Source organism: Nonomuraea sp. NPDC048892, assembly GCF_040649735.1.
Lineage (GTDB): Bacteria > Actinomycetota > Actinomycetes > Streptosporangiales > Streptosporangiaceae > Nonomuraea > Nonomuraea maheshkhaliensis.
Map to the genome: position 1 here is coordinate 570,941 of NZ_JBEZFZ010000003.1, position 21,740 is coordinate 592,680.

Sequence of the window (21,740 nt, forward strand, 5' to 3'; positions counted from 1 at the left end):
TTCTCCCCCGGTCTGTCCTCAGTCGGACGGCTTCACGGTGTCGCGGTCCTCGCCCTGGGGGAGAAAGCGGGCGATGCACGCCTGATACAGGCCGGCCCCGATGACGCCGCCGATCAGCGGGCCGACGATCGGGACCCAGAAGTAGAGGTCGCCGTACTGGTCGCGCCACGCGCCGCCGTATCCGGTGAGGAAACTGGCCAGGCGCGGCCCGAAGTCGCGGGCCGGGTTGATGGCGTAGCCGGCGTCGGCGCCGAAGGACATGCCGATCCCGACGATGAGCAGCCCGATCACGAACGGCCCCATGTTCGCGCTCGGCGCCATGTTGGCCGTGTCGGACAGGGCGAAGATGACGAAGAGCAGGATCGCGGTGCCGATGATCTGGTCGCGCAGCCCGCCCCACAGGCCGACGGGCAGGGTGCCGTTGCCGGGCAGGGTGGAGAAGACGATCTGGGTCTTGATCGTGTGCCCGGGGTCGAACATGGTCAGTATTTCGGTGTAGTTCCAGCGCACGATGAGGGCGGCGAGGAAGGCCCCCGCCGTCTGCGCGACCACGTACGGGAGCACCTTGGGCCACGGGAAGCCGCGGAACAGCGCGAACCCGAGCGTCACGGCGGGGTTGAGGTGCGCGCCCGTCGTGCGTCCGGCCACGTAGACGCCCAGCATGACACCGATGCCCCAGGCCCACGCGATGCTGTCGTGGTCGCCGAGCCCGCCCGCGACCACCTGCGCGACCACGCCCGCGCCGAACAGGATGAGCACCGCGGTCCCCGCGAACTCCGCGATGAGCTCGCCCCTGTGCCCCATCCGGATGAGCCGTCCGGCCACCGGTCACCTCCCTCGCACCGCTGTGTGCCATTCCCGATTTCAGCGGATGCATACGGAAAGTACGTAACGCGTTGCGGAAAGTAACGACCAAGCGTCCCGGCGAGCCGCCTCGGCGTGAGCCGCCTCAGATCGTGCGGGAGAAGGTGATCGCGTCCTTGTCGGGCCCGTTGTAGCCGGGCACCGGGCCGGCGACGTCGAAGCCCATGCGGCGGTGGAAGGCGATCGAGGCCGTGTTGACCGGCGAGGTGATCGCCTTGACCACGTGGCGGCCGTGCTCGCGGGCCAGGCCGAAGAAGTGTTCGTACATGACGCGGGCCAGCCCGCTCTTGCGCGCGCCCGGCGCGACGCCGACGAAGTGGATGTAGGCCTCGTCGGGCAGGGACGGGGACGGGAAGCCGACGAGGAAGCCCGCAAGCGCGCCGGCCTCCTCGGCGATCAGGGAGGTGCGGTGGAAGTGATCGAGGAACACCCTGGGCAGGGATGGCAGGATCGGCCGGCCCCACCAGCCGTCGACCACGGCGGCGATGGCGTCGTAGTCGCCGGGCACGGCCGGCCGCAGCGCGGGGATCATGCCGGGTCAGCCCCAGTGGGGCGGCCGGTTGTCCAGGTAGAAGGCGTCGGAGTCGGGCTCGCGCCAGTCGCCCCACGCGAGGTCGGTGTCGTCGGCCGTCTGCTCAGGTAGGAAATCTTCCACGCCGAACATACTACTCGGGTGTACAAACCCATACCGAGCGTGTCCGCAGGTCCAAGGACATGCGGCGATCGCGGCGGTACGATGCCAGTGCAGGTGTCGCCGATCCCCCCGTGAGGCTGCGCATGGCCACCCCGACAGGCTGGCGGCGAGAAGGCAATCTGCCGGCGGAGCTGACCAGCTTCGTGGGCCGGACCCGCCTCCTCACCAACCTCAAACGGCACCTCGGCGAATCCCGCCTGGTGACCGTCACCGGCATCGGTGGTGTGGGCAAGTCCCGGACGGTGCTGCGGCTGGCCCATCAGGTGCGCCCTCATTACCCCGACGGCGTCTGGTTCGCCGACCTGGCCCGGCTGCAGGACGCGGGCATGGTCAGGCACACCATCGCCTCCGCCCTCGGCATCGCCGACCAGTCCTCGCGTGAGGCGTCGGAGTCGCTGTCGGAGTGGGTGGGCGAGCGCGACATGCTGCTCATCATCGACACCTGCGAGCACCTGGTGCAGGGCTGCGCCGAGCTGATCCACGAGCTGCTGGAGGCCGCGCCCAACCTGAAGGTGCTGGCCACCAGCCGCCAGTCGCTGCACCTGCCCTACGAGCACGTCGTCCCGGTGCCGCCGCTGCAGGTGCCCGGCGATGATCCGGCCGAGAGCCTGTTCACCAACGAGTCGGTGCAGCTCTTCGCGGCCAGGGCCGGGGCGAGCGTGCCCGACTTCGTGCTCGACGAGGACAACATCGCCCCGGTGGCCGAGCTCTGCCGCCGCCTCGACGGCATCCCGCTGGCGATCGAGCTGGCCGCGGTGCGGCTGCGGGCGCTGTCGGTCGAGCAGATCCTCGGGCTGCTGGCCGACCGGTTCAGCCTGCTGGCCGGCGCCAGCCGAACGGCGCTGCCCCGGCACCAGACGCTGCGCGCGGCCATCGGCTGGAGCCACGAGTTGTGCGAGCCGGCCGAACGGCTGCTGTGGGCGCGGCTGTCGGTGTTCGCCGGCGACTTCGAGCTCGACGCTGCCCGCTTCGTCTGCTCCGACGGGCGGCTGCCGTCCGAAGACATCACCGACCTGGTGACCGGGCTGGTGGAGAAGTCGATCCTGCTGATCAGGAGCAACCACGCGGGCGTGCGCTACAAGCTGATCGACACCCTGGCCGAATACGGCGAGGAGTGGCTGGAGAAGCTGGGCCAGAAGGAGCGGATGCGCCAGCGGCATCTGGAGTACTACCTGAGCCTGGCCCAGCGCAGCGAGGACGCCTGGTCGGGGCCGCGTCAGATCTACTGGTTCGTCCGCATGCGCCAGGAGCACGACAACGTCCGCATCGCGCTCGAACACGCGCTGCGCTCGTCGGGCAAGTCCCAGCTCGCGCTGACGCTGCTGTCGTCGCTGTGGTTCATGTGGGTGTGCTGCGGGTTCGCCCGCGAGGGCCGTCTCTACCTGGAGCGGGCCCTGGAGGCCAACCCCACCGTGAGCAAGGAACGGTGCAAGGCCCTCTGGGTCCTGTCCTACGTCAAGAGCGCCCAGGGCGACAGCGCGGGAGCGCTGCAGGCGGCCGAGAAGTGCAGCACCGAGGCCGTGCGCGTGGGCGACTCCCGCGCGGTGATCCTGGCCTCCAAGATGCAGGGCACGGCGGCGCTGCTGCAGGGCGACCTGCAGAAGGCCAGCGCGCTGCTGGGCGTGGCGATCGAGTTCAACACCGACAACAAGGAGCTCAACCCGGGCCTGCTGCCCGCGATCGTCGAGCTGTCGATCGTGCTGACCACGCAGGGCGAGCTCTATGAGGCCGAGTCGCTGCTGCAGGACTGCCTTCAGGTGTGCAAGGAGCGCGGCGAGCTGTGGGTCAGCTCCCACGCGCAGTGGGCGCTGGCCAGCACCAGGCTCGCCACCGGCCGCACCGGCGAGGCGCTGCAGAACGTCAGGGAGGCGCTGCGGATCAAGCGCCACTTCCACGACACGCTCGGCACCCTGATGGCCCTGGAGACGGCGGCGCGCATCTTCGCCGCGGCCGCGCAGCCGCCGGTGGCCGCCAAGCTGCTCGGGGCGCTGCAGCAAAACTGGCGGACGGCCGGTCTGCCGCAGCTCGGCGCGCCGTGGATGACCGACGACCACGACCGGTGCGTACGCGAGTGCAAGCAGGCCATGGGCGAGCTGGCCTACAAGAACGCGTTCGAGGAGGGCGCCAGGCTCGATCTCGATGAGGCGTCCGGGCTCGCGCTGGAGGATCCGGACGCCCCCGAAGAGAACTCTGACGGGACCTAGACGGCCTGCGGCCAGCGGGTGCCGTCAGGCCAGGCGTGCACGTATCGGGCACTGCCGAGCGAGAACTCGATGTGGCCGCGCACCCAGTGTTCGAGGCCGCGGACGTACTTGCGGACCGGCAGCGGAGCCCACTGCTCCAGCGCGGCGCGCCGGTGGACGAACGCCGCGATGGCGTCGTTGTGCATCTGCGCGACCTCGCGCAGCGCGTCCTGCAAGGTGAGGGACTTGTGCGTGGCCAGCACGGTCACGAGGTTGTGCCTGGCCTTGTCGTTGCCGCGTTCCTTGGCGTACGACAGGAGGTCGTTGTCCCAGCCGATGAGGTCGCACGCCAGGTCGGAGAGCGTGCGCACGTCGGGGTGGTGCCATTCCTCGGCTTCCAGCCGGTAACCGCCACCGGCGTCGATGAGGGCGAAGCAGGTGTAGGTGGCCCCCGTGATGCGGCGCATCAGGACGTAGTCCTCGGGGGTGGGGATGAGGTCGACCTCGCGGTTGGCCGCCTCCCAGATCTGGGCGAACAGATACTCCTTCACCGTGATCCGCCACCGGTCCACCTGTGCGGGGGTGGCGGCTTCGGTGATGCGGCGGAGGAGCTCGTTGAGTGCGAGGCCGAAGGGGTCGCCGGCGTCCGGCTCGCGCCGCCGGTCGAGGATTTCGAGCAGCGGCGGAAGGGCCCGCGCCAGCGCGGAGGCGCGGTGCCCCATCAACTCGCCTTCGCAGAAGGCGTCGTCGAAGGCGAAGAGCCAGTTGTACCAGTCGTTGATCAGCCTGAGGCTTTCGCGCGGCACGGTGGGGTTGGTACGTGCCGCGAGCAGACCGATCTGTGAGCGCCTGAAGTGATCGATGGTGTCGGCGCCGTTCAGCATTCGTGAGGCGGCCAGCCATGCGTGGCTCTCCGCGTCGACCTCCGAGGCATGCACGTTGATCTCGTTCGGGAACGGACATGGCAGCGGAGGGATGTGGAGCGGTCGCCTACTGAAGGAGTGCGCAGAAGTAGCCACGTCTCCCAGCATGACTAGGGAGTGTTCGAAAGGCCACACTCAGCAACTTCGGGCCCTTTAGTGCTTATTTCATACTATGAATCGCTTTGCGAGAACCATTGGATAAACTGGGCATTCGCGAACATTAGTGCCGTCTCTCGCGCGGACGGCCGCCCGGCGTCGGGATCGGCTCCCCCGTCCAGCAACGCCCTGACCACAGCCGATTCCTTCTTGAACACGGCACCGGCGAGCGGCGTCTGCCCACGGTCGTTGACCCGGTCCACGTCGGCGCCGCTTGTGACAAGCATGCGTACGGTCTCGGCGTGACCGTAATAAGCCGCCAGCATCAGCAAAGTGTCACCTTTGTCGTTGGCCAGGTTGACCGGCAGCCCGGCCGCCACATACGCGCGCAGCGCCTCGGTGTCGCCCGCCCTGGCCAGGCCGAACATCCTGGTGGCGAACTCCACCAGCTCCGGGTCCTCGTCCATGCATCCCTTTTTCCCTCGATAGGGTGCCGTGCACGGAATCGTTCCGGCGCGCCGTAGGTTCTGGTGAAGAGTACCTAGGGAAAGGCTGTCCAACCGTGTTCGACCCGAAGGATCTCTACAAGCTCGCAGACGATGCGCCCGAGCTGACCGATCCGGTGTTGCTGTACCACTTCGACGGCTTCGTCGACGCGGGCGGTGCCGGACGCCTCGCGCTCGGCCACCTGCTGGCCGAGCTGGAGCACCGGGTCGTGGCGACGTTCGACGTGGACCGGCTGCTCGACTACCGGTCGCGGCGGCCCATCATGACGTTCGACACCGACCGGTGGGTGGAGTGTGAGAACCCCGAATTGGCCGTCCATGTGGCCGAGGACTCGACGGGGACCCCGTTCCTGGTGATGAGCGGGCCCGAGCCCGACCGGGAGTGGGAACTGTTCACCAAGGCCGTGCGGGCGCTGGTCCAGCAGCTCAAGGTGAGCAAGATGGTGACCTTGCACGGCATCCCGATGGCGGTCCCGCACACCCGGCCGCTCGGCCTCACCATGCACGCCAGCCGGCCCGAGCTGATCAACGCGCAGACCAGCGCGTTCGGCCGGGTGCAGGTGCCCGGCAGCGTCGCCGCGCTGCTGGAGCTGCGCCTCGGCGCGCAGGGCCACGACGCGGTGGGCTACGCGGTGCACGTGCCGCACTACCTGTCGCAGGCCGAATACCCGACCGCCGCCGTGACGGCCCTGGAGGCCGTGACGCGGGGCACGGGGCTGGTCTTCCCGATGGACGCCCTGCGTGACGCCGCCCGGCGCACCACGACGGAGATCGAGGAGCAGATCCGCGCCTCGGCCGAGCTGTCCACCGCCATCTCGGGGCTGGAGCAGCAGTACGACGCGTTCGCCGGCGGGGCGGAACGCGAGAACCTGATGGCCGAGACGACGCCCATGCCCACGGGCGACGAACTGGCCGCCCAGTTCGAACGTTTCCTGGCCGAGCGCGACGACGAGTGACCGGAGGGCCTCCCCTCGGCCGAGCCCTTCGGCCGAGTCGCCGGAGGCCCCTCGACCGAGTGGCCAGAAACCCCTCCGCTCGGGCCGGGATAGCCTGGCTCGATGAGCGAGATCCGCGTCGGGCTGGTCGGCTACGGCACCGCCGGGGCGTACTTCCACGCCCCTCTCATCCACGCCACCCCCGGCCTGTCCCTGGCGGCCGTGGTGACCGGAAAACCCGATCGCCAGGCCGAGGTGACCGGCCGCTACGGCGCGACCGCCGTCGCCGACGTACGGGACCTGTGGGAGCGGTGCGACCTCGTCGTGGTCGCCTCGCCCAACAGGACCCACGTGAGCACGGCCGCCGCGGCGCTCGGCCACGGCCTGCCCGTCGTCGTGGACAAGCCGCTGGCCGGTACCGCCGAGGAGGGCCGTGACCTGGTGCGGCTGGCCGAGGGGCGCGGGCTCATGCTGACCGTGTTCCACAACCGGCGCTGGGACGGCGACTTCCGCACCGTGCTGCGCCTGGCCGGCGAGGGCCGGCTGGGCGAGGTGCGCCGGTTCGAGTCGAGGTTCGAGCGCTGGCGCCCGGCGCCCAAGGGCGGCTGGCGCGAGACCGGCGCGCCCGAGGAGATCGGCGGCCTGCTCTACGACCTCGGCAGCCACCTCGTCGACCAGGCCGTACAGCTGCTCGGGCCGGTGCGCGAGGTCTACTGCGAGAGCGACGTCAGGCGGGAGGGGGTCACCTTCGACGACGACACGTTCATCGCGCTGACCCACGCCGGCGGGGCCCGCTCGCACCTGTGGGCCAGCTCGGTGGCGGCGCGGCTCGGGCCGAGGTTCCGGGTGCTCGGGTCGCGGGCCGGTTTCGTGAAGTACGGGATGGACGTGCAGGAGGAACGGCTGCGGGCCGGGATCTCGCCCGGTTCGCCCGGCTTCGGGGACGACGAGGAGGAGCGCTGGGGCGTGCTCGGCACCGAGGAGGCCCCAGAGGAGGCCCAGGAGGAGGCCCAGGAGGAGGCGCAGCAGGTCGTGCGCACCGAGGCGGGGGCGTACCTGGACTTCTACCGGGGCGTGGCGGCGGCGCTGCGGGAGGGCGCGGCGCCGCCGGTGGATCCGCGCGAGGCGGTCGAGGTGCTGACCGTCATCGAGGCGGCCCGCCTGTCGGCCACGCGAAGGACCGTCGTCCACCTGGAGTGACCTCAGCGTCACGGGACCCGTCGTGACGGCCGGCACCGTCACGGGCACCGGTGTCCACCTGGACCGGCCGCTGTCAGTCGCGCAGGCGGGCGCGCATGGTCTCCGTGTCGGCGTCCGTCCAGCCGTGCCGGCCCAGCCACCCCAGCACCCCGCCGAACCGGTCGTCGAGCACGCCGAAGAACTGCTCGATGTTGCCGGCCTTGGGCAGATGGTAGTCGGCGGGCCTGGCGTCCAGGTCGTCCCGGTACGTCGCGCTGCCGCGCAGCCGCTTGAGCACCCGTTCCAGCCGCTCCCCCGTGACCAGGTAGTCCTCGACGATCGCCGCCCTGGTCGCCCCGGCGATCTCCAGCGCCATCGCCGACAGCACGCCCGTACGGTCCTTGCCGGCCGCGCAGTGCACCACGGAGGCCCCGTCGTTCAGCGCCATCGCCCGCAGCGCCGCCACCACGGCGTCGGGCCGGTCGCGCAGGTAGCCGTAGTAGAAGCCGGTGACGCGCAGCTCCTCGTCCAGCACCCGCTCGGCCCAGGGCAGCACCCGGTCGGCGTCGATGACGTCGGCGTCCACGTCGGTGTGCCGCCCGCCCTCGGCGAACAGCGTCAGGTGGTGGTGGCTGACCTCGGGCACCCGGGTCAGCGGTCCCGGCCCCTCCAGGCGTACCTCGGGGGTCGAGCGGAGGTCCACCACGTGCCGCAGGTTCAGCTCGTCCACCAGCAGGGACACGTCTCCCGGGGTGAGCCCTTGCAGATTGTCGGAGCGGAAGATCCGCCCGTGACGGGTGCGGCCACCGTCACGAGTGGGCAATCCGCCCAGGTCACGCGCGTTGACCGCGCCTTCCAGGTCGATCCACCTCGTCATCTCGCTCATTATTGCGACCCTATATGTCCGCCAAATATGAGCGGATTCGAGGTTCATAACGCAGCATGAACGTATGGATCCACGAGCTCTGCCTCCACGGCTGGTGATCGATCCATCGCTGCACCCGGAGATCTCGGTCGAGCTGCGCTCGAGTCCCCACCTTCTCCGCATGGCTCGGTCGGGCGCGCGAATGGACACCACGCACAACCCCGCCATGCTCTTCGTCCTGCCCGCCTTCCTGCTCCTCATCTTCATGGTGACCGGCAGCGAGGGCCTGTTCGTCGCGGGCCTGGGAGTCGGCATGATCGTACTGATCAGGTGGATGGCGATGGACAGCACCTATCGGTCCACCCGGCGAAGACTCCGTCTCGCGCAGGCGCACGCCGAGCGGTACATCCTGCCGGAGGATCTCGACTATCCCTGTCAGATGTTGTTGCGCCGGGCGCAGAACGCCGTCGAGGCGATCATGAACTCCAACGTGCACAAGGCCGGGCTGATCGACACCATCGAGAACCGGGTGTCGCTGCCCGAGGAGGTCTGGCAGATCGGCGAGCGGCTGCGGCGGCTGTCGTCCATGCACGCCGAGCACGGCAAGCTCATCCCGCGCGAGCTGCCGCCGGGGATGGAGGACGCCTTCAAGCCGTACACGAGCGCGCTCGACGCCGCCTGGACGTCGCTGTCCCAGCGGGTACGGCACCTGGAGAAGTACGCCAAGCAGGTGCTCAAGGCCGACAAGGTCTACCACGCGCACCAGCGGCTGGAGCGGCTGGCCGCCAAGACGCCCGAGTACCAGCAGCTGCTCGCCGAGACCGTGCGCGACGAGATGGCGCATGAGCGGATCAGGGAGCTGTCCGACCAGGCGGCCCACGTGCGCAAGCTGTTCGAGGAGAGCATCCTTCAAGCAAGGCAGGCGGCGGGTGAGCTGCTGCGGTCCCCGCTGACGTGAAAGCGGTCCTGTCAGGGTTCCCGTTCGTCCGAGGGGGCGGCGCGGCGGAGCAGTTCCAGGGTCCTGCGCATGCCGGCCTCGTTCCCGAGGCTGCGGTAGATGTCCCTGGCCTGCGCCAGCGGCTCCACCGCTGCCCCGTGGCCGCCCCCGTTCAGGTGCGCCTCGCCGAGGTAGCGCAGGCTCTCGGCCATCCACCACCGGTCCTCCAGCTCCTCGAACTCCCGCACCGCCCGCCGCAGCTCCCGCTCCGACTCCTCCAGGCGGCCCAGCCTGGCCAGCGCCCGCCCGGCCGACACGGCGTTGCGGGCCACCCCCCACGAGTCGCCGAGCGCGGCCAGGATGTCATCGGCCCGGCGGACGTAGTCCAGCTCGCGCAGCCCGTTGTCGGGGTCGCCGACCTCGCCGGCCGCACGCAGGCAGCGGGCCTCCTCCCACAGCTCCCCGCGCTGCCTGAACATCTCCGAAGCCCGGTCGAGGCTGTATCCGGCCCTGGTGAACAGCTCGGCCGCGCGCCGGTGGTCGCCGGCCCGGAGCTCGCCGCGCGCCTGCGCCGCCAGCACCTCGCCGTAGACGCGCAGGGTCTGGGCCTCGGAGTAGCGGTTGCCGTCCCGCTTGAAGATCTCCAGAGCGTCTTCGAGCAGCTCCCTGGCCTCCTCCGGCCGCCGCTCTGCCATCCGCATCTCGGCCAGGTTGCGCTGGGTGCGGGCCATCCACCACAGGTCCTCCTCGCCCTTGAACGCGGTGATGGCCTCGATGAGGAAGTCCTGGGCCCGGTCGAGATGGCCGTCGCTGAACAGCGTCATGCCGATCGTGCGCATGGCCCTGGCCGCCCACCAGGACTCGCCCAGGTCGGTGAAGATCGCCAGAGCCCCCTCGGCCTCCTCCAGCCCCCGGTCACGCAGCCCCATGCCGCCGTGCACGGAGGCGGCGTCCAGCAGCGCGATGGCCAGCGAGCGCCGGTCTCCGGTCGCGGCCGCCGCCCGCGTGCCCAGCTCCGCGACGACCGCCCAGTCGGCCCAGTACGCACGCAGCGAGTGGCACAACGAGCAGAACGCCCTGGCCAGTCCCCAGGTCAGCTCCCAGAGCCGGAGCTGATGGGCCTGCTGGATCATGGCGATGAGCGAGAGCCGCTCGGCGTTGAGCCAGTCGCCGGCCCGGCCCTGACCGCCCGCGCTCGACTGCCTGCCGCCCCTGCTCCAGTCCTGCGGCCAGCGGTTCTGCGCGGCCTCCTCGGCGCGGCGGCGGTAGGCGTGCAGGACACGCTCGATCGCCGCGGTGACGCGGTCCTCCTCGTCCTCTCCCGCGAGCTCGGCGGCGAAGACCCGGACCAGGTCGTGCAGCCGGTAACGCATCGAGCCGGTCTGGTCGGTGCCCGAGCACTCGGCGAGCTGCGCGTCCATCAGCGCCTCCAGCTGGTCGGCGCCGTCCAGCCCTGAGACGTCGAGCAGCTCGCCGGCCACCCAGCCCGGCACGTCGGGCGAGTGCAGCGCGCTGAGCAGGCGCAGCAGCCGGCGCTGCACGCCGGTGCAGTCGTCGTAGCTGAGCTGTACGGAGGCGCGCACGCTCTTGTCCACCGTGGGCGCCACTTCGAGCTGGTCGAGCCGGCGGCGGCGGTCGGCCAGCCGGTTGGCCATCTCACGCATGGTCCACTGCTCGCGCGTGGCGAGCCGGCCGCCGCAGATGTTGATCGCCAGCGGCAGGTAGTCGCAGAGCCGCACGACCTCCTTGGCAGCCTCCAGGTCGTCCACGATCCTGGCGCCGCCCGCCAGCCTGGCCAGCAGCTCCACGCCCTGCGGCTCGCTGAACTCACCGAGCCGGGTGTCGTACGTGCCGTTCAGGAACAGCGGCGCGCGGGAGGTGACCAGCACCGCGCAGCCGGGCTCGGCCGGGATCAGCGGTTCGACCTGGGCGGCGTCGTGGGCGTTGTCCAGCCCGATGAGGATCCTGCGGCCCCTGGTCCAGGTCAGCCAGAGCCTGCGCAGTTCCTCCAGCCCGCCAGGGTCGGTGGTCAGCCGGACGTCCAGCGCGCGCAGGAACCCGATCAGCACCTCCTCGGGCCGCACGGGGGCGTCCACGCCGCCGCGCAGGTCGGCGTAGAGGCGGCCGTCGGGGTAGCGGTCGGCGACCTCCTGCCCGAACCTGGCCATGAGCGCCGACTTGCCGACGCCGCCGCGGCCGTACACGGAGACGACCAGCGGCGGGGCGAGGTCGGACGAGCGCCTGCGGGCGGCGAACACCTCGCGCAGCTCGGCCAGCGCCTCGGCGCGGCCGGTGAAGTGCTCGGGCACGGGCGGCCACTGCTCGGGCGCGAACACTCCCGGCTCCAGCGGCGCCCGGCGCCTGGTGTCGCGGGCCTCGGTGGTGGCCCAGGTGGTCAGGCCGACGAGCACGGCCGCCCCGAGCGTCACACCGATCTTGGCGGCGGGCGGGATCTCCCACTCCACGGACGCGGCGAGCACGCTCGCGGCCGCGGCGGCCAGTCCCGCGGAGACGGGCGCGACCCACGGCTTTCTCCGCCGGCGAGGCTTGTCCGGCAATAAGTCCCCGGTCAACGAACACCCCCTTGGGGGTGATTCAAACCGATGGGGTACGCCTCGCGCCAGGCGTACCCCATCGTTCACTCAAATACCGATCACGTGACAGGTGGCCGTCATCGTCTTGGACGGGTCGCTCTCCGAGGTGGCGGTGAGCTTGACCCTGGCCAGCCGGTCGCCGCCGGAGCCACGGACGGCGTTGACGCTCACGAGCGCCTGCTTGCCGAACGCGACGGAGGCCAGGGCGTTGGGCACCTGGGCGGTCCAGCCCTTGCCCTGCACCTCGGCCTTGAGCCGGTAGAGGTCGTGGTTGAGGTAGGCGCTGACGTTCTCCGGGTGCTGTCCCTGCGCGGGAGCGGCCTTGCCGGTGTTGAACAGCGGGAACTTACAGGTGGACAGGTTCTTGCCGGTGGGGATGCCGGCGGCGGGCAGCAGCTTGAGCCCGCGGCGCTGCGGGCCCGAGCCGTCGAGCGAGCGGACGGCGACGGTGTAGGACAGCTCGCCGGCCCGGTCACGCTTGAGGTCGGTGACGTAGAAGTGCAGGCGGTTGGACTCGTCGACGTACTCGTACTCGCTGCCGGAGTCGGTGCCGGCGTGGAAGAGGGCGTCGGAGAGCTGGCGATAGTCGCCGATCGTGATCGGCACCTGGGTCCCGTCGGGCAGGACGTAGTCAGTCATGCCGATGTCGGCCGGGTTGGCGTCGATCACCCATTCGAACGGGGCCCTGTCCTCGTTCTTGGTCTTGGCCAGCAGCACGCCGGAGTCGGGGGTGAAGGAGTCGCTGCCCATGCGGTCCACGACCTCGATCGTGTAGTTCTCGTAGCCGCCTCGGTCGCAGAGCGGGTCGGAGGCCTGGCAGGAGCTCTTGTCACCGGTGTCGAAGGAGATGTTGACGCCCGACAGCTCGTTCTTGCCCGGCTGCGCCACGCGGGCCAGGACCGTAGCCGTGACCAGGCCGGACTCGTCGAGCGCCTCGCGGGAGAGCCGCAGGACGTTCTGCTCGTCCACCATGTTGAGCTTGATCTTGTTGCGCAGCATGTGCTGGGCGCCCATGGACGCGCCGCCGGTGGGCGGGATCAGCCAGCGCGAGTGCGGGCCGCCCGGCCCGTTGAAGCTGCCGCGGCTGAGCATCTCCCAGATGCCCGTGTACGCCCTGCGCGGCGGTTCTGAGTACGGGTTGTTGTAGTTGTCGGCGATGCCCATGATGTGGCTCAGCTCGTGGGCGTAGACCGCCATGCCGGAGCTCTCGGCCTGCACGGAGTCGACGCCGAAGCGGGCGTTGGGCCAGAAGGTGGAGCCGGCCTGCCAGGACGTCCACTCGACGTAGCGGGTGTCGACCCAGTTGGACAGCGCGGGGTCGGGCGGGCCCCACTCGTCGGGCACGTCCTCCTTCGTCGGGAACTTCATCATCCCGAACTCCTGCCAGGTGGACGACTCGTCCTGGCCGGCGCTCAGGTAGAAGACGAAGTCGAACTGCGCGGCCGTCTCCTGGCCGACGTCGGCGAGCCAGGCGGCGTTGCCCTCGGTACGCAGGTTCTTCGTGCACGTGTCGCCGGCCGGGCAGCCGTTGCCCGCCTGGAACTCCATGGCGTACTCGTGGTCCTTGCCGGTCATCTGGTACGGCCCGAACCCGGTCAGCTCCACGCCCAGCCGGCCGCCGGAGTCCTCCATCCAGTACTCGTGGATGGTGTGCCCCTTGTTGAGGGCGTTCGGGGTGTTGAGGAAGTCCTGGTAGAACCGGGCGACCTGGTCGCGCGGCACGTCGTGGGCCTCGGCGCTCGGGTTGGCGAAGATCGTCGAGCCCTGCGGCTGGGTCGCCACGAACGGCTGGTTGGGATAGTCGAGCAGCACCAGCGCGCCCTTGAAGGTGCGCTGCGAGCCCTTCACGGCGGGGTCGTTCCACTTGGTGCCGGGCGGCTTCTTGTAGTCCGCCCACGTCATGTGGTCGGGGTTCTCCCAGTTCTGCGGGTCGATGGGCTTGATGCCCCCAGGGGGGCGGGTGCGCAGGGCCTGCTCACCGGCCGGGGAGCCGGCGGGTGCGTCCAGTTGCCAGGGCTGCGTCTGCGGCCAGTGGTTCTGCCGCCACGGGTGCTCGGGTTCTGTGGGGGGTGCTGCGGAAGCGGGGGTCGCGATCAGGCTCACCGGGATCAGCACGATGGCCGCCAGCAGACCCTTCAGCAGCTTCTTCGGGGCGTTCACGGATTGACGGTATAGACGTTGTTGACGGAGATCACCGAGCAGTTGTAGGGAAGACCTGTAGTCCCGTTTCCGTCAATTGTCGAAATATCCACGTAAAGGTGGCGCTGTGGCGGATCTCCAGCGGGTCGTGGACGAGCTCGCCGCCCGTCTCGACCGCCCCCTGCTCCTTGAGGACCGCGTCCAGAAGGTCGTGGTCTACAGCGAGCAGAGCGGCGCCATGGACGACGTACGCCGCGACTCGATCCTGCGCCGCCGCACCACGTCCGAGGTACGCGGATGGCTGCGCGACGCGGGCATCCACGAGGCCGTCCGGCCCCTGCGCATCCCCGGGGCGCCGCACCTGGGGCTGCTGCCGCGCGTCTGCGTCCCGGTCAGGCACGGCGACAGCCTGCTCGGCTTCCTGTGGTTCATCGACGCCCAGCCGCCCATGCAGAAGGCCCGCGTCGCCGAGGCCGAGGCGGCCGCCCCCGCCCTGGCGCTGGCCCTGTTCCACGAGAGCCTGGCCAGCGGCCTGGCCACGCACCGGGAGCTGGAGGCCGTCACGGGGCTGCTGCTCGGCGAGCCGGACGCCGCCAGGCAGCTCATCGAGGCAGGCGCGTTCCCGCAGGCGCGGCCGGTGACGGTGCAGGTGGCCAGGCCGGTCGCGGCCGCGCCCGACGACGCGCTCAGGCTGGCGCTGGAACGGGGGCTGCTGGCGCTGCGGCGGCGGCTGGGCGGGCATCATCCGCTGCACCTGGTGCGCTACGACCACGCGGTGCTGCTCACGGCGGGGCCGCCGGTCCCCGGTGACGAGCTGCACGCGGCCATGCCGGTGCCGGTGGTGGTCGGGGTCGGGCGGCCCAGGGACACGCTGGCGCGGGCGGCGGAGTCGTACCGGGAGGCCCTGCACGCCGCCGAGGTGACCGCGCGGGTGCCGGGGCTGGGGCGGACGGCCGAGTGGGCCCGGCTGGGCGTCTACCGCGTGCTCACCCAGTTACCCGACCAGGAGCTGCATCCGGGGCTGGAAGGGCTGCTCGGGGACGCCCAGCACCTGACGCTGCTGGAGACGCTGGAGACGTATCTGGACCTGGCGGGCAGCGCCGTGGCCACCTCGCGGGCGCTGCGGCTGCACCGTACGTCGCTGTACTACCGGCTGCAGCGGGTGGAGGAGCTGGCGCGTACGGACCTGAAGGACGGCGGGGAGCGGCTGGCTCTGCATCTCAGCCTCAAACTCGCCCGGCTGTCCGGGCGCTACTCCCCCAGGGACTCGCCCGCCGCGTCGTCCTGATCGCCTGGCACCGGGCTCCGCACCCGCTTGCGGCGATCGGCCGAACCGGCTCTCAGGACGGTCAGCCGAACTGGCTCTCCACCAGCGCCAGTAACTCGGCGAGCTGCTCGCGCTGCTCCTCCGACAGCACCGCGAACAGCTCCTGCCCCGCCTCCCTGCGCGCCTCGCGGGCCTTGTCGGCCATGGCCCGGCCCTCGGCGGTGATCACGACGAGGGTCGAGCGGCGGTTGGCCGGATCGACCTCCCTGCGCACCAGCCCCGCCTCCTCCAGCGCGTCCACGACCGGCGTCAGCGAGCGCGGCACGATGCGCAGCCGGTCGGCCAGCCAGACCATGCGCGGCGGCCGCTCGGCCTCGGCGATGACCCGCAGCGCCCGCGCCTGACCGGGATTGAGCCCGAGCGGCTCCAGCCGGCGGGCGTAGCCGTGACGCAGTCGCCTGCCGGCCAGGAACAAGAGCTCCGAGAGCTCCTTCTCTACCATGGAGGTAAGTTTAGCCGGAACAAATATGAGTTAACCTCTGTTTGAGTCCACATCAGGAAGTCCACATGAGACGGGGGGCTCCACTTGGAGGAGGAACCACGCGCGCCGCTGGGGCGCATCATCAAACTCTTCGGCGCCTACCGCGGCCGGCTGGCCGTCGTGGGCGCGCTCATCGTCCTGTCCTCGCTGGTGTCGCTGGCCTCGCCGTTCCTGCTGCGCGAGGTGCTGGACGTGGCCATCCCGGCCAGGGACGCCGGCCTGCTCACGCTGCTGGCCCTCGGCATGATCCTCGTGGCCGTCGTCACGACCGTGTTCGACACGCTGCAGACCCTCGTCTCCACCACCGTCGGCCAGCGGGTCATGCACGACCTGCGCATCGCCGTCTACGGCCACCTGCAGCGCATGTCGCTGGCCTTCTTCACCAGGACGCGGACCGGCGAGGTGCAGTCGCGCATCGCCAACGACATCGGCGGCATGCAGGCGGTCGTCACCTCCACGGCCGCTTCCATCGTCTCCAACCTCACCACCGTGATCGCCACGATCGTGGCCATGGTCGCGCTCGACTGGCGGCTGACGGTGGTCTCGCTCGCGCTGCTGCCGGTGTTCGTGTGGATCAGCCGCAAGGTCGGCTCCGAGCGCAAGCGCATCACCGCCGAGCGGCAGCGCAAGCTGGCCGGCATCGCCTCCATGGTGCAGGAGTCGCTGTCGATCAGCGGGATCCTGCTGGGCCGGACGATGGGCCGCTCCGCCGAGCTGACCGAGCGCTTCGGCCGCGCCTCCGACGAGCTGGCCGAGCTGGGGGTGCGCACCAGCATGGCCGGGCGGTGGCGCCAGTCGTCGATCCAGCTCGTCATGGCCGCGATGCCGGCGATGATCTACTGGGCCGTCGGCCACACGGGCGCCATCTCCGTCGGCACGCTGGTGGCGTTCACGACGTTGCAGGCCGGGCTGTTCCGGCCGATGGTCTCGCTGCTGCGGCTCGGGGTCGAGGTGCAGACGTCTTTGGCGCTGTTCGGGCGGATCTTCGAGTATCTCGACCTGCCGGTGGACATCCGTCCCGGCACGCGCGAGCTGACCTCCGTACGCGGCGAGGTCCGGTTCGAGAAGGTCGACTTCTCCTACGGCGACGCCCCCACGCTCACCGGCGTCGACCTCACCGTTCCCGCGGGCTCCAGCCTGGCCGTCGTGGGCGAGACCGGCTCGGGCAAGACCACGCTGAGCTACCTGCCGCCCCGGCTGTACGACGCCACCGGCGGGCGGGTCACGATCGACGGGGTGGACGTGCGGGAGCTGACCTTCGACACGCTGAGCGACGCCGTCGGGGTGGTCTCGCAGGAGACGTACCTCTTCCACGCCTCGATCGCCGACAACCTGCGTTTCGCCCGGCCCTCCGCCACGGACGAGGAACTGGTGGCGGCGGCGCGGGCAGCGCGCATCCACGACCACATCGCCGCCCTGCCCGACGGCTACGACACCGTGGTGGGCGAGCGCGGCTACCGCTTCTCCGGGGGCGAGAAGCAGCGCCTGGCCATCGCCCGCACGCTGCTGCGCGACCCGCCGGTGCTGATCCTCGACGAGGCGACCAGCGCCCTGGACACGCAGACGGAGAAGGCCGTGCAGGAGGCGCTCGACGCGCTGGCCAGGGGGCGTACGACGATCACGATCGCCCATCGCCTGTCCACCGTCCGCGACGCGGACCAGATCGTGGTGCTCGATCACGGGCGGATCGTCGAACGCGGCACCCACGCCGAACTGATGGCCCGCGGCGGTCACTACGCGGCGCTGGTGAGCCGCGACCAGCCGCTCGAACTCGTCTGATCCTCCGTGCCCTTCCTCCTCCACAGAGAACTTGCCAGCGTTCCTAGACGGAGGTAACTTGTAACTGAAGTTTGAGGTTACCTCCATCAGAGTCGAGAACAAGGAGGGTGAAAAAATGCTGCTGACCTCGATCGATCCCTTCTTCCAGGAGTTCGAGCGGCAGTTCGACCGGCTGATCCGTCCGACGTTCGGCAACGGGGCCGCCCTGATGCCGATGGACGCGCTCCGGCGCGACGACGATGTGCTGCTGCGCTTCGACCTCCCCGGCATCGACCCCGACTCCATCGAGGTCACCATCGACCGCGGCGTCCTCACCGTCAGCGCCCGGCGCGAGGAGGAGATCACCGACGAGGAGCGGCCGTTCGTCCGCGAGCGCACGATGGGCTCCTTCACCCGTCGCGTCTACCTGTCCGAGCACCTCGACAGCGACAACGTCGACGCGGGTTACGCCAACGGCGTGCTCACCGTCCGCATCCCCGTCCTTGAGCGGGCCAAGCCGCGCAAGGTCGAGATCCAGCGCGGGGAGACCAAGGCCATCAAGGCCTGAGATACGGCCACGGGGGCGGGCGACGGCCCGCCCCCTCGCCATGAGGAGAGCACGACATGCCCGACCTGCCCATCGACAACGAGCACGCCCCCCTCTACTCCCTCGGGCAGGTGGCGGAGATGCTGCAGGTCCAGCACGCCTTCCTGCGGCGGCTCGACCAGCACGACGTCATCAGGCCGAGCCGGTCGAGCGGCGGGCAGCGGCGTTACTCGCGCCGCGACATCGTCATCGTGCAGCACGTCTCCCGGATGGCCGAGGAGGGGATGACGCTCATCGCCATCCGCCGCATCCTGGAGCTGGAGCGGGAGGCGGCCTCGCTGCGCCGCCGGCTCGACGAGGCCCTCGCCAGGCTGGGCGAGCAGGAGTGACCCTGAGCCCGCGCCGATGCGCGGGCTCAGGCGCGTTCGCGGACCGATTCGGGCCGTACGCCCTCATAGAGGGTGCGGGCGGCAGACGCGGGCGTCCGGGGGCGGGCGTTCAGGCGCGTACGCTTCTGAGCGTGCACAACACCAGATACGCGCCCTCCGGCATGGTGTGCAGCGTCGACCACCTGGCCTCGGCGGCCGGGCTGTCGATGCTGGAGCGCGGAGGGTCGGCCGCGGACGCGGCCATCGCGGCGAACGCCGTCCTCACCGTCGTCGCCCCCCACATGTGCGGCCTGGGCGGCGACCTGTTCGCCCTCGTCCACGACGGCGGGGTGAGCGCGCTCAACGCCTCGGGCCGGGCGGGGTCGGGCGCCGATCCCGTCCGCCTGCGCGCCGAGGGCCACCGGCGCATGCCTCATCTGCACGACGTCAGATCGGTCCCGGTGCCCGGCTGCGTGGACGGCTGGGCCGCGCTGCACCAGCGGCACGCCCGCCTGCCCATGGCCGACCTGCTCGCCCCGGCGATCCGGCTGGCGGAGGGCGGCTTCCCCGCCTCGCCGCTGATGGTGGCGGGCGCGCTCAACGCGGCCAGGCGGCCGGGCGGCTCCGACTTCGCCGCTGTACGCGCCGCGGGCGACCGCCTGACCAGGCCCGGTGTGGCCCGCGCGCTGCGGGCGGTGGCCGAGCGCGGCCGTGACGGCTTCTACCTGGGCGAGTTCGGGCAGGGCCTGATCGATCTGGGCGCGGGCGAATACTCCGAGGCCGACCTGGCCGCGCCGGGCGCCGACTGGGTCGAGCCGCTGAAGACGCGCGCGTACGGTCACGACGTCTGGTCGATGCCGCCCAACTCCCAGGGCTACCTGCTGCTGATGTCGCTGGCCATCGCCGACGGCCTCGACCTGCCCGATTCCCCGCACCATCCCGCCTGGGCCCATCTGCTGGCCGAGGCCGCGAGGGTGGCCGGCCACGACCGGCTCGACCTGCTGCACGAGGGCGCCAAGGACCTGCTCGACCGCGACGAGATCGCGCGGCGGCGGGCGCTCATCGACCCCCGTTCCCGGCTGCGGCTGCGCGCTCCCGCCGAGCAGGGCGACACGACCTACCTGTGCGCGGTCGACGGTGACGGCATGGGCGTGTCGCTGATCCAGTCGAACGCGTCCGGGTTCGGCAGCATGGTGTTCGAGCCCCGTACCGGGATCAATCTCCACAACCGCGGCATCGGTTTCTCCCTCAAGCCCGGCCATCCCGCCGAGTACGGGCCGGGCCGACGCCCGCCCCACACGCTCACCCCCGCGCTGATCACCCGCCGCGACGGCACGCTCAGGGCGGTCGCCGGCACGATGGGCGGCGACGCCCAGCCGCAGATCCTGCTGCAGGTCATCACCCGCCTGCTGCGGCACGGCGAGCAGCCGGGCCCGGCCCTGGCCGCCCCGCGCTGGCGGCTCGGCACCGGCGGCACCGGGTTCGACACCTGGGAGGCGCCCGACGACGCCGTGCTCGACCTGGAGGAGGGCGGGAGCTGGGCCGACGGCCTCGGGGCGCTCGGGCACCGGGTGGCGGCGCTGCCGTACGGGAGCTCGTTCGGCCACGCCCACGTGATCGACGTGCGCCCGGACGGCATGCTGGCCGGGGCCGCAGATCCCCGTTCGCTCGTCGGTTCCGCGATTGGACGGTGACCGCCGGGGTAGCGAGCGACCCCATGGCTGACGTCATCACTCTCATCACGCAGGACCACAGGGTCGTGGAAGGTCTGTTCGACCGGCTGAAGAAGAAGGAGGGCGACCGGCACGCCATGGTCGCCGAGCTGCGCGCCCTCCTGATCGCGCACGCGCGCGCCGAGGAGGACCGGGTCTATCCGGGCATCGACGCCCATCACAGCGTCGAGGAGCACAAGGAGGCCGAGATCCTGCTCGACTCCCTGGTCCGGGCCCGGCCCGGCACCGCGGAGTTCGACCAGGCGCTCGACGACCTCGTCGAGTCGATCAACCACCACGTCGAGGAGGAGGAGACCAAGCTCCTGCCCTCGCTGAAGAAGTCGGCCGACGCGGCGGAGCTGGAGCGGCTGGGCACCGCGTTCGAGCAGCGCAGGGCCGAGGAACTGGCCGCGCTCGGCTCCCCCGCCGAGCCCTCCAAGGCCGAGCTGTACGAGCAGGCGCGGCGGGCCGACATCCCCGGCCGGTCGCGGATGGACAAGGAAGAGCTGTCCGAGGCGCTGGGAGAGAACAAGTTCTAGGATTCCGGCCCGTACCCAGGGTAGGGGTCGCATATGACCGAACATCCTCCGGACCGGTACGGATTGAGCGACGAGCAGGAGATCGAGGTCGCGGAATGGACCGACGATCTCGGCCGACGCCACGAGATCGTCGAGGACGACCCCCAGCACCGGGACACCCTCGACGAACGACTGCGGCGTGAGGCCCCGGAAAGGCTGCGCGCGCCTCGCCCCAAGTACCGGCTGACCCAGCCGGACGAGGGGCTCGAACCGGACACGGAAGACGAGGAGATCGGGGAGGACGTGAACGGCGACGCCGACGACCTGTCGGCGGAGGAGCGCGCGATTCGCATCGACCCCGACGAAACCCTCACATGAGCCGCAAGGCGGGCAGGATCGCGTGCAGGTCGTCGGCGATCACGTCGGCGGCCTGCGCCTGCGGGCGCTCGGCGTGCAGGAATCCCCAGGGGCCGCGGCGCAGCAGCGCGGTCCGCATGCCCGCCGCGGCGGCCGGGAGCACGTCGTTGTCGAGCCGGTCGCCCACGTAGAGGATCTCGGCCGGCTCGCGCCCCGCCACCGCCGCCACCTTGGCGAAGAAGCCGGGCTCTGGCTTGGCCACGCCCCATCCGTCGGAGGTGTGCACGGAGTCGACGGGCAGGTCCATGGCCACCAGCGCGTCGAAGGCCCGGCGCGGCTGGTTGCCGGCGATGATCACCTGGTATCCGGCCGCACGGATGGCGGCCAGCGCGTCGCGCACGTCGGGATAGAGGTCGTCGGCGTCGAAGTGGTTACGCAGCCCGTCGGGGTCGTCGCGCTCCCAGGCGGCCTCCTCGGCGACGAGGTCCACGCCGGGGCGGACGAGGTGGAAGGCGTCGCTGTGCGGGCGGTCCAGGGCGGCCATGCCGCCGAGCGCGCCCATCAGCAGGAAGTGGCTGACGCCGAGCCGCTCGGCCCAGCGTGACCAGATGCGCGCCTCGCTGATCAACGTCTCGCCGACGTCGAACACCACTGCCTTGACCATCGTTCCCCCTGATTTCTTCACCAGACAAGTCCGGCAATACATCCAAGCAGGATCATTTCACGTGGTCGGAGCGCGATGCGAAGGCCGGTTCGA

At 70.8% G+C, this 21,740-nt stretch carries 20 protein-coding genes; 11 read left to right on the plus strand and 9 right to left on the minus strand.

Annotated elements, in window-relative coordinates; genetic code table 11:
* Nucleotides 1-18 precede the first annotated feature (18 nt).
* Nucleotides 19-825, minus strand: coding sequence for an MIP/aquaporin family protein (locus AB0C28_RS12290; protein ID WP_357843883.1), 807 nt, complete (start codon nt 823-825; stop codon nt 19-21).
* Between the two features lie 124 nt (nt 826-949).
* Complete coding sequence (locus tag AB0C28_RS12295; protein ID WP_357843881.1) at nt 950-1,396, minus strand: GNAT family N-acetyltransferase; 447 nt, start codon at nt 1,394-1,396, stop codon at nt 950-952.
* A gap of 245 nt (nt 1,397-1,641) precedes the next feature.
* Here AB0C28_RS12295 and AB0C28_RS12300 point away from each other — a divergent pair, with 245 nt between their 5' ends.
* Entirely contained in the window at nt 1,642-3,762 is a 2,121-nt protein-coding gene (locus tag AB0C28_RS12300; protein WP_357843878.1) for an AAA family ATPase, read from the plus strand.
* Here the strand turns inward: AB0C28_RS12300 and AB0C28_RS12305 are convergent.
* Both AB0C28_RS12305 and AB0C28_RS12310 read right to left on the minus strand, forming a co-directional pair.
* A complete protein-coding gene (locus AB0C28_RS12305; protein ID WP_346113551.1) occupies nt 3,759-4,679 on the minus strand; it encodes a hypothetical protein in 921 nt (306 codons plus the stop codon). The genes AB0C28_RS12300 and AB0C28_RS12305 overlap by 4 nt on opposite strands.
* A gap of 155 nt (nt 4,680-4,834) precedes the next feature.
* Nucleotides 4,835-5,227: an ankyrin repeat domain-containing protein gene (locus tag AB0C28_RS12310; protein ID WP_357843874.1), complete on the minus strand. Its 393-nt coding sequence runs from the start codon at nt 5,225-5,227 to the stop codon at nt 4,835-4,837.
* 95 nt (nt 5,228-5,322) lie between these two features.
* Here AB0C28_RS12310 and AB0C28_RS12315 point away from each other — a divergent pair, with 95 nt between their 5' ends.
* Entirely contained in the window at nt 5,323-6,222 is a 900-nt protein-coding gene (locus AB0C28_RS12315) for a PAC2 family protein (RefSeq protein ID WP_346113553.1), read from the plus strand.
* Nucleotides 6,223-6,324: 102 nt separating this feature from the next.
* Complete coding sequence (locus tag AB0C28_RS12320; RefSeq protein ID WP_358074040.1) at nt 6,325-7,401, plus strand: Gfo/Idh/MocA family oxidoreductase; 1,077 nt, start codon at nt 6,325-6,327, stop codon at nt 7,399-7,401.
* A 73-nt stretch (nt 7,402-7,474) separates the two neighbouring features.
* Here the strand turns inward: AB0C28_RS12320 and AB0C28_RS12325 are convergent, their stop codons facing one another.
* Nucleotides 7,475-8,266 (minus strand): tyrosine-protein phosphatase, encoded by a 792-nt coding sequence (locus AB0C28_RS12325; protein WP_358074043.1) that lies wholly within the window; start codon nt 8,264-8,266, stop codon nt 7,475-7,477.
* A gap of 64 nt (nt 8,267-8,330) precedes the next feature.
* Here AB0C28_RS12325 and AB0C28_RS12330 point away from each other — a divergent pair, with 64 nt between their 5' ends.
* Nucleotides 8,331-9,203, plus strand: coding sequence for a hypothetical protein (locus AB0C28_RS12330; RefSeq protein WP_357843865.1), 873 nt, complete (start codon nt 8,331-8,333; stop codon nt 9,201-9,203).
* A gap of 11 nt (nt 9,204-9,214) precedes the next feature.
* Here the strand turns inward: AB0C28_RS12330 and AB0C28_RS12335 are convergent, their stop codons facing one another.
* Together AB0C28_RS12335 and AB0C28_RS12340 are read right to left on the minus strand one after the other, a co-directional pair.
* Nucleotides 9,215-11,755 (minus strand): tetratricopeptide repeat protein, encoded by a 2,541-nt coding sequence (locus AB0C28_RS12335; RefSeq protein WP_357843862.1) that lies wholly within the window; start codon nt 11,753-11,755, stop codon nt 9,215-9,217.
* Between the two features lie 69 nt (nt 11,756-11,824).
* Nucleotides 11,825-13,936, minus strand: a complete 2,112-nt coding sequence (locus tag AB0C28_RS12340; RefSeq protein ID WP_358074046.1) for a M6 family metalloprotease domain-containing protein — start codon at nt 13,934-13,936, stop codon at nt 11,825-11,827.
* 106 nt (nt 13,937-14,042) lie between these two features.
* Here AB0C28_RS12340 and AB0C28_RS12345 point away from each other — a divergent pair, with 106 nt between their 5' ends.
* Nucleotides 14,043-15,203 carry a helix-turn-helix domain-containing protein gene (locus AB0C28_RS12345; protein ID WP_358074049.1) on the plus strand — a complete coding sequence of 387 codons (1,161 nt, stop codon included), beginning with the start codon at nt 14,043-14,045 and terminating at the stop codon, nt 15,201-15,203.
* A 61-nt stretch (nt 15,204-15,264) separates the two neighbouring features.
* Here AB0C28_RS12345 and AB0C28_RS12350 read toward each other — a convergent pair whose 3' ends face one another.
* The gene (locus tag AB0C28_RS12350; protein ID WP_357843853.1) at nt 15,265-15,684 is read right to left on the minus strand and encodes a MarR family transcriptional regulator; all 420 of its coding nucleotides are present in this window, start codon (nt 15,682-15,684) and stop codon (nt 15,265-15,267) included.
* An 84-nt stretch (nt 15,685-15,768) separates the two neighbouring features.
* Here AB0C28_RS12350 and AB0C28_RS12355 point away from each other — a divergent pair, with 84 nt between their 5' ends.
* From AB0C28_RS12355 to AB0C28_RS12380, 6 genes are all read left to right on the plus strand, one after another.
* Nucleotides 15,769-17,502: an ABC transporter ATP-binding protein gene (locus tag AB0C28_RS12355; protein WP_357843850.1), complete on the plus strand. Its 1,734-nt coding sequence runs from the start codon at nt 15,769-15,771 to the stop codon at nt 17,500-17,502.
* 115 nt (nt 17,503-17,617) lie between these two features.
* Entirely contained in the window at nt 17,618-18,049 is a 432-nt protein-coding gene (locus AB0C28_RS12360; protein WP_358074052.1) for an Hsp20/alpha crystallin family protein, read from the plus strand.
* Nucleotides 18,050-18,105: 56 nt separating this feature from the next.
* Complete coding sequence (locus AB0C28_RS12365; RefSeq protein ID WP_358074055.1) at nt 18,106-18,417, plus strand: MerR family transcriptional regulator; 312 nt, start codon at nt 18,106-18,108, stop codon at nt 18,415-18,417.
* A gap of 131 nt (nt 18,418-18,548) precedes the next feature.
* Nucleotides 18,549-20,090, plus strand: coding sequence for a gamma-glutamyltransferase (locus AB0C28_RS12370; protein WP_358074058.1), 1,542 nt, complete (start codon nt 18,549-18,551; stop codon nt 20,088-20,090).
* A 23-nt stretch (nt 20,091-20,113) separates the two neighbouring features.
* Nucleotides 20,114-20,647: a hemerythrin domain-containing protein gene (locus AB0C28_RS12375; protein WP_358074061.1), complete on the plus strand. Its 534-nt coding sequence runs from the start codon at nt 20,114-20,116 to the stop codon at nt 20,645-20,647.
* Nucleotides 20,648-20,680: 33 nt separating this feature from the next.
* Nucleotides 20,681-21,004, plus strand: coding sequence for a DUF5709 domain-containing protein (locus AB0C28_RS12380; RefSeq protein ID WP_357843835.1), 324 nt, complete (start codon nt 20,681-20,683; stop codon nt 21,002-21,004).
* On the opposite strand, the gene AB0C28_RS12385 is transcribed toward AB0C28_RS12380, so the two are convergent.
* On the minus strand, nt 20,997-21,647 hold the full coding sequence (locus AB0C28_RS12385; protein ID WP_358074064.1) for an HAD family hydrolase: 651 nt from the start codon (nt 21,645-21,647) through the stop codon (nt 20,997-20,999). The two genes, AB0C28_RS12380 and AB0C28_RS12385, sit on opposite strands and share 8 nt — an antisense overlap.
* Nucleotides 21,648-21,740: the final 93 nt, after the last annotated feature.

Excerpts from the sequence above, each read along its gene's own strand:
- AB0C28_RS12295 (WP_357843881.1), bottom strand. The coding sequence starts at position 1,396 with ATGATCCCCGCGCTGCGGCCGGCCGTGCCCGGCGACTACGACGCCATC.
- AB0C28_RS12385 (WP_358074064.1), bottom strand. The coding sequence starts at position 21,647 with ATGGTCAAGGCAGTGGTGTTCGACGTCGGCGAGACGTTGATCAGCGAG.
- AB0C28_RS12380 (WP_357843835.1), top strand. The coding sequence starts at position 20,681 with ATGACCGAACATCCTCCGGACCGGTACGGATTGAGCGACGAGCAGGAG.
- AB0C28_RS12365 (WP_358074055.1), top strand. The coding sequence starts at position 18,106 with ATGCCCGACCTGCCCATCGACAACGAGCACGCCCCCCTCTACTCCCTC.
- AB0C28_RS12350 (WP_357843853.1), bottom strand. The coding sequence starts at position 15,684 with ATGGTAGAGAAGGAGCTCTCGGAGCTCTTGTTCCTGGCCGGCAGGCGA.
- AB0C28_RS12320 (WP_358074040.1), top strand. The coding sequence starts at position 6,325 with ATGAGCGAGATCCGCGTCGGGCTGGTCGGCTACGGCACCGCCGGGGCG.
- AB0C28_RS12310 (WP_357843874.1), bottom strand. The coding sequence starts at position 5,227 with ATGGACGAGGACCCGGAGCTGGTGGAGTTCGCCACCAGGATGTTCGGC.
- AB0C28_RS12360 (WP_358074052.1), top strand. The coding sequence starts at position 17,618 with ATGCTGCTGACCTCGATCGATCCCTTCTTCCAGGAGTTCGAGCGGCAG.
- AB0C28_RS12375 (WP_358074061.1), top strand. The coding sequence starts at position 20,114 with ATGGCTGACGTCATCACTCTCATCACGCAGGACCACAGGGTCGTGGAA.
- AB0C28_RS12300 (WP_357843878.1), top strand. The coding sequence starts at position 1,642 with ATGGCCACCCCGACAGGCTGGCGGCGAGAAGGCAATCTGCCGGCGGAG.
- AB0C28_RS12330 (WP_357843865.1), top strand. The coding sequence starts at position 8,331 with ATGGATCCACGAGCTCTGCCTCCACGGCTGGTGATCGATCCATCGCTG.
- AB0C28_RS12325 (WP_358074043.1), bottom strand. The coding sequence starts at position 8,266 with ATGAGCGAGATGACGAGGTGGATCGACCTGGAAGGCGCGGTCAACGCG.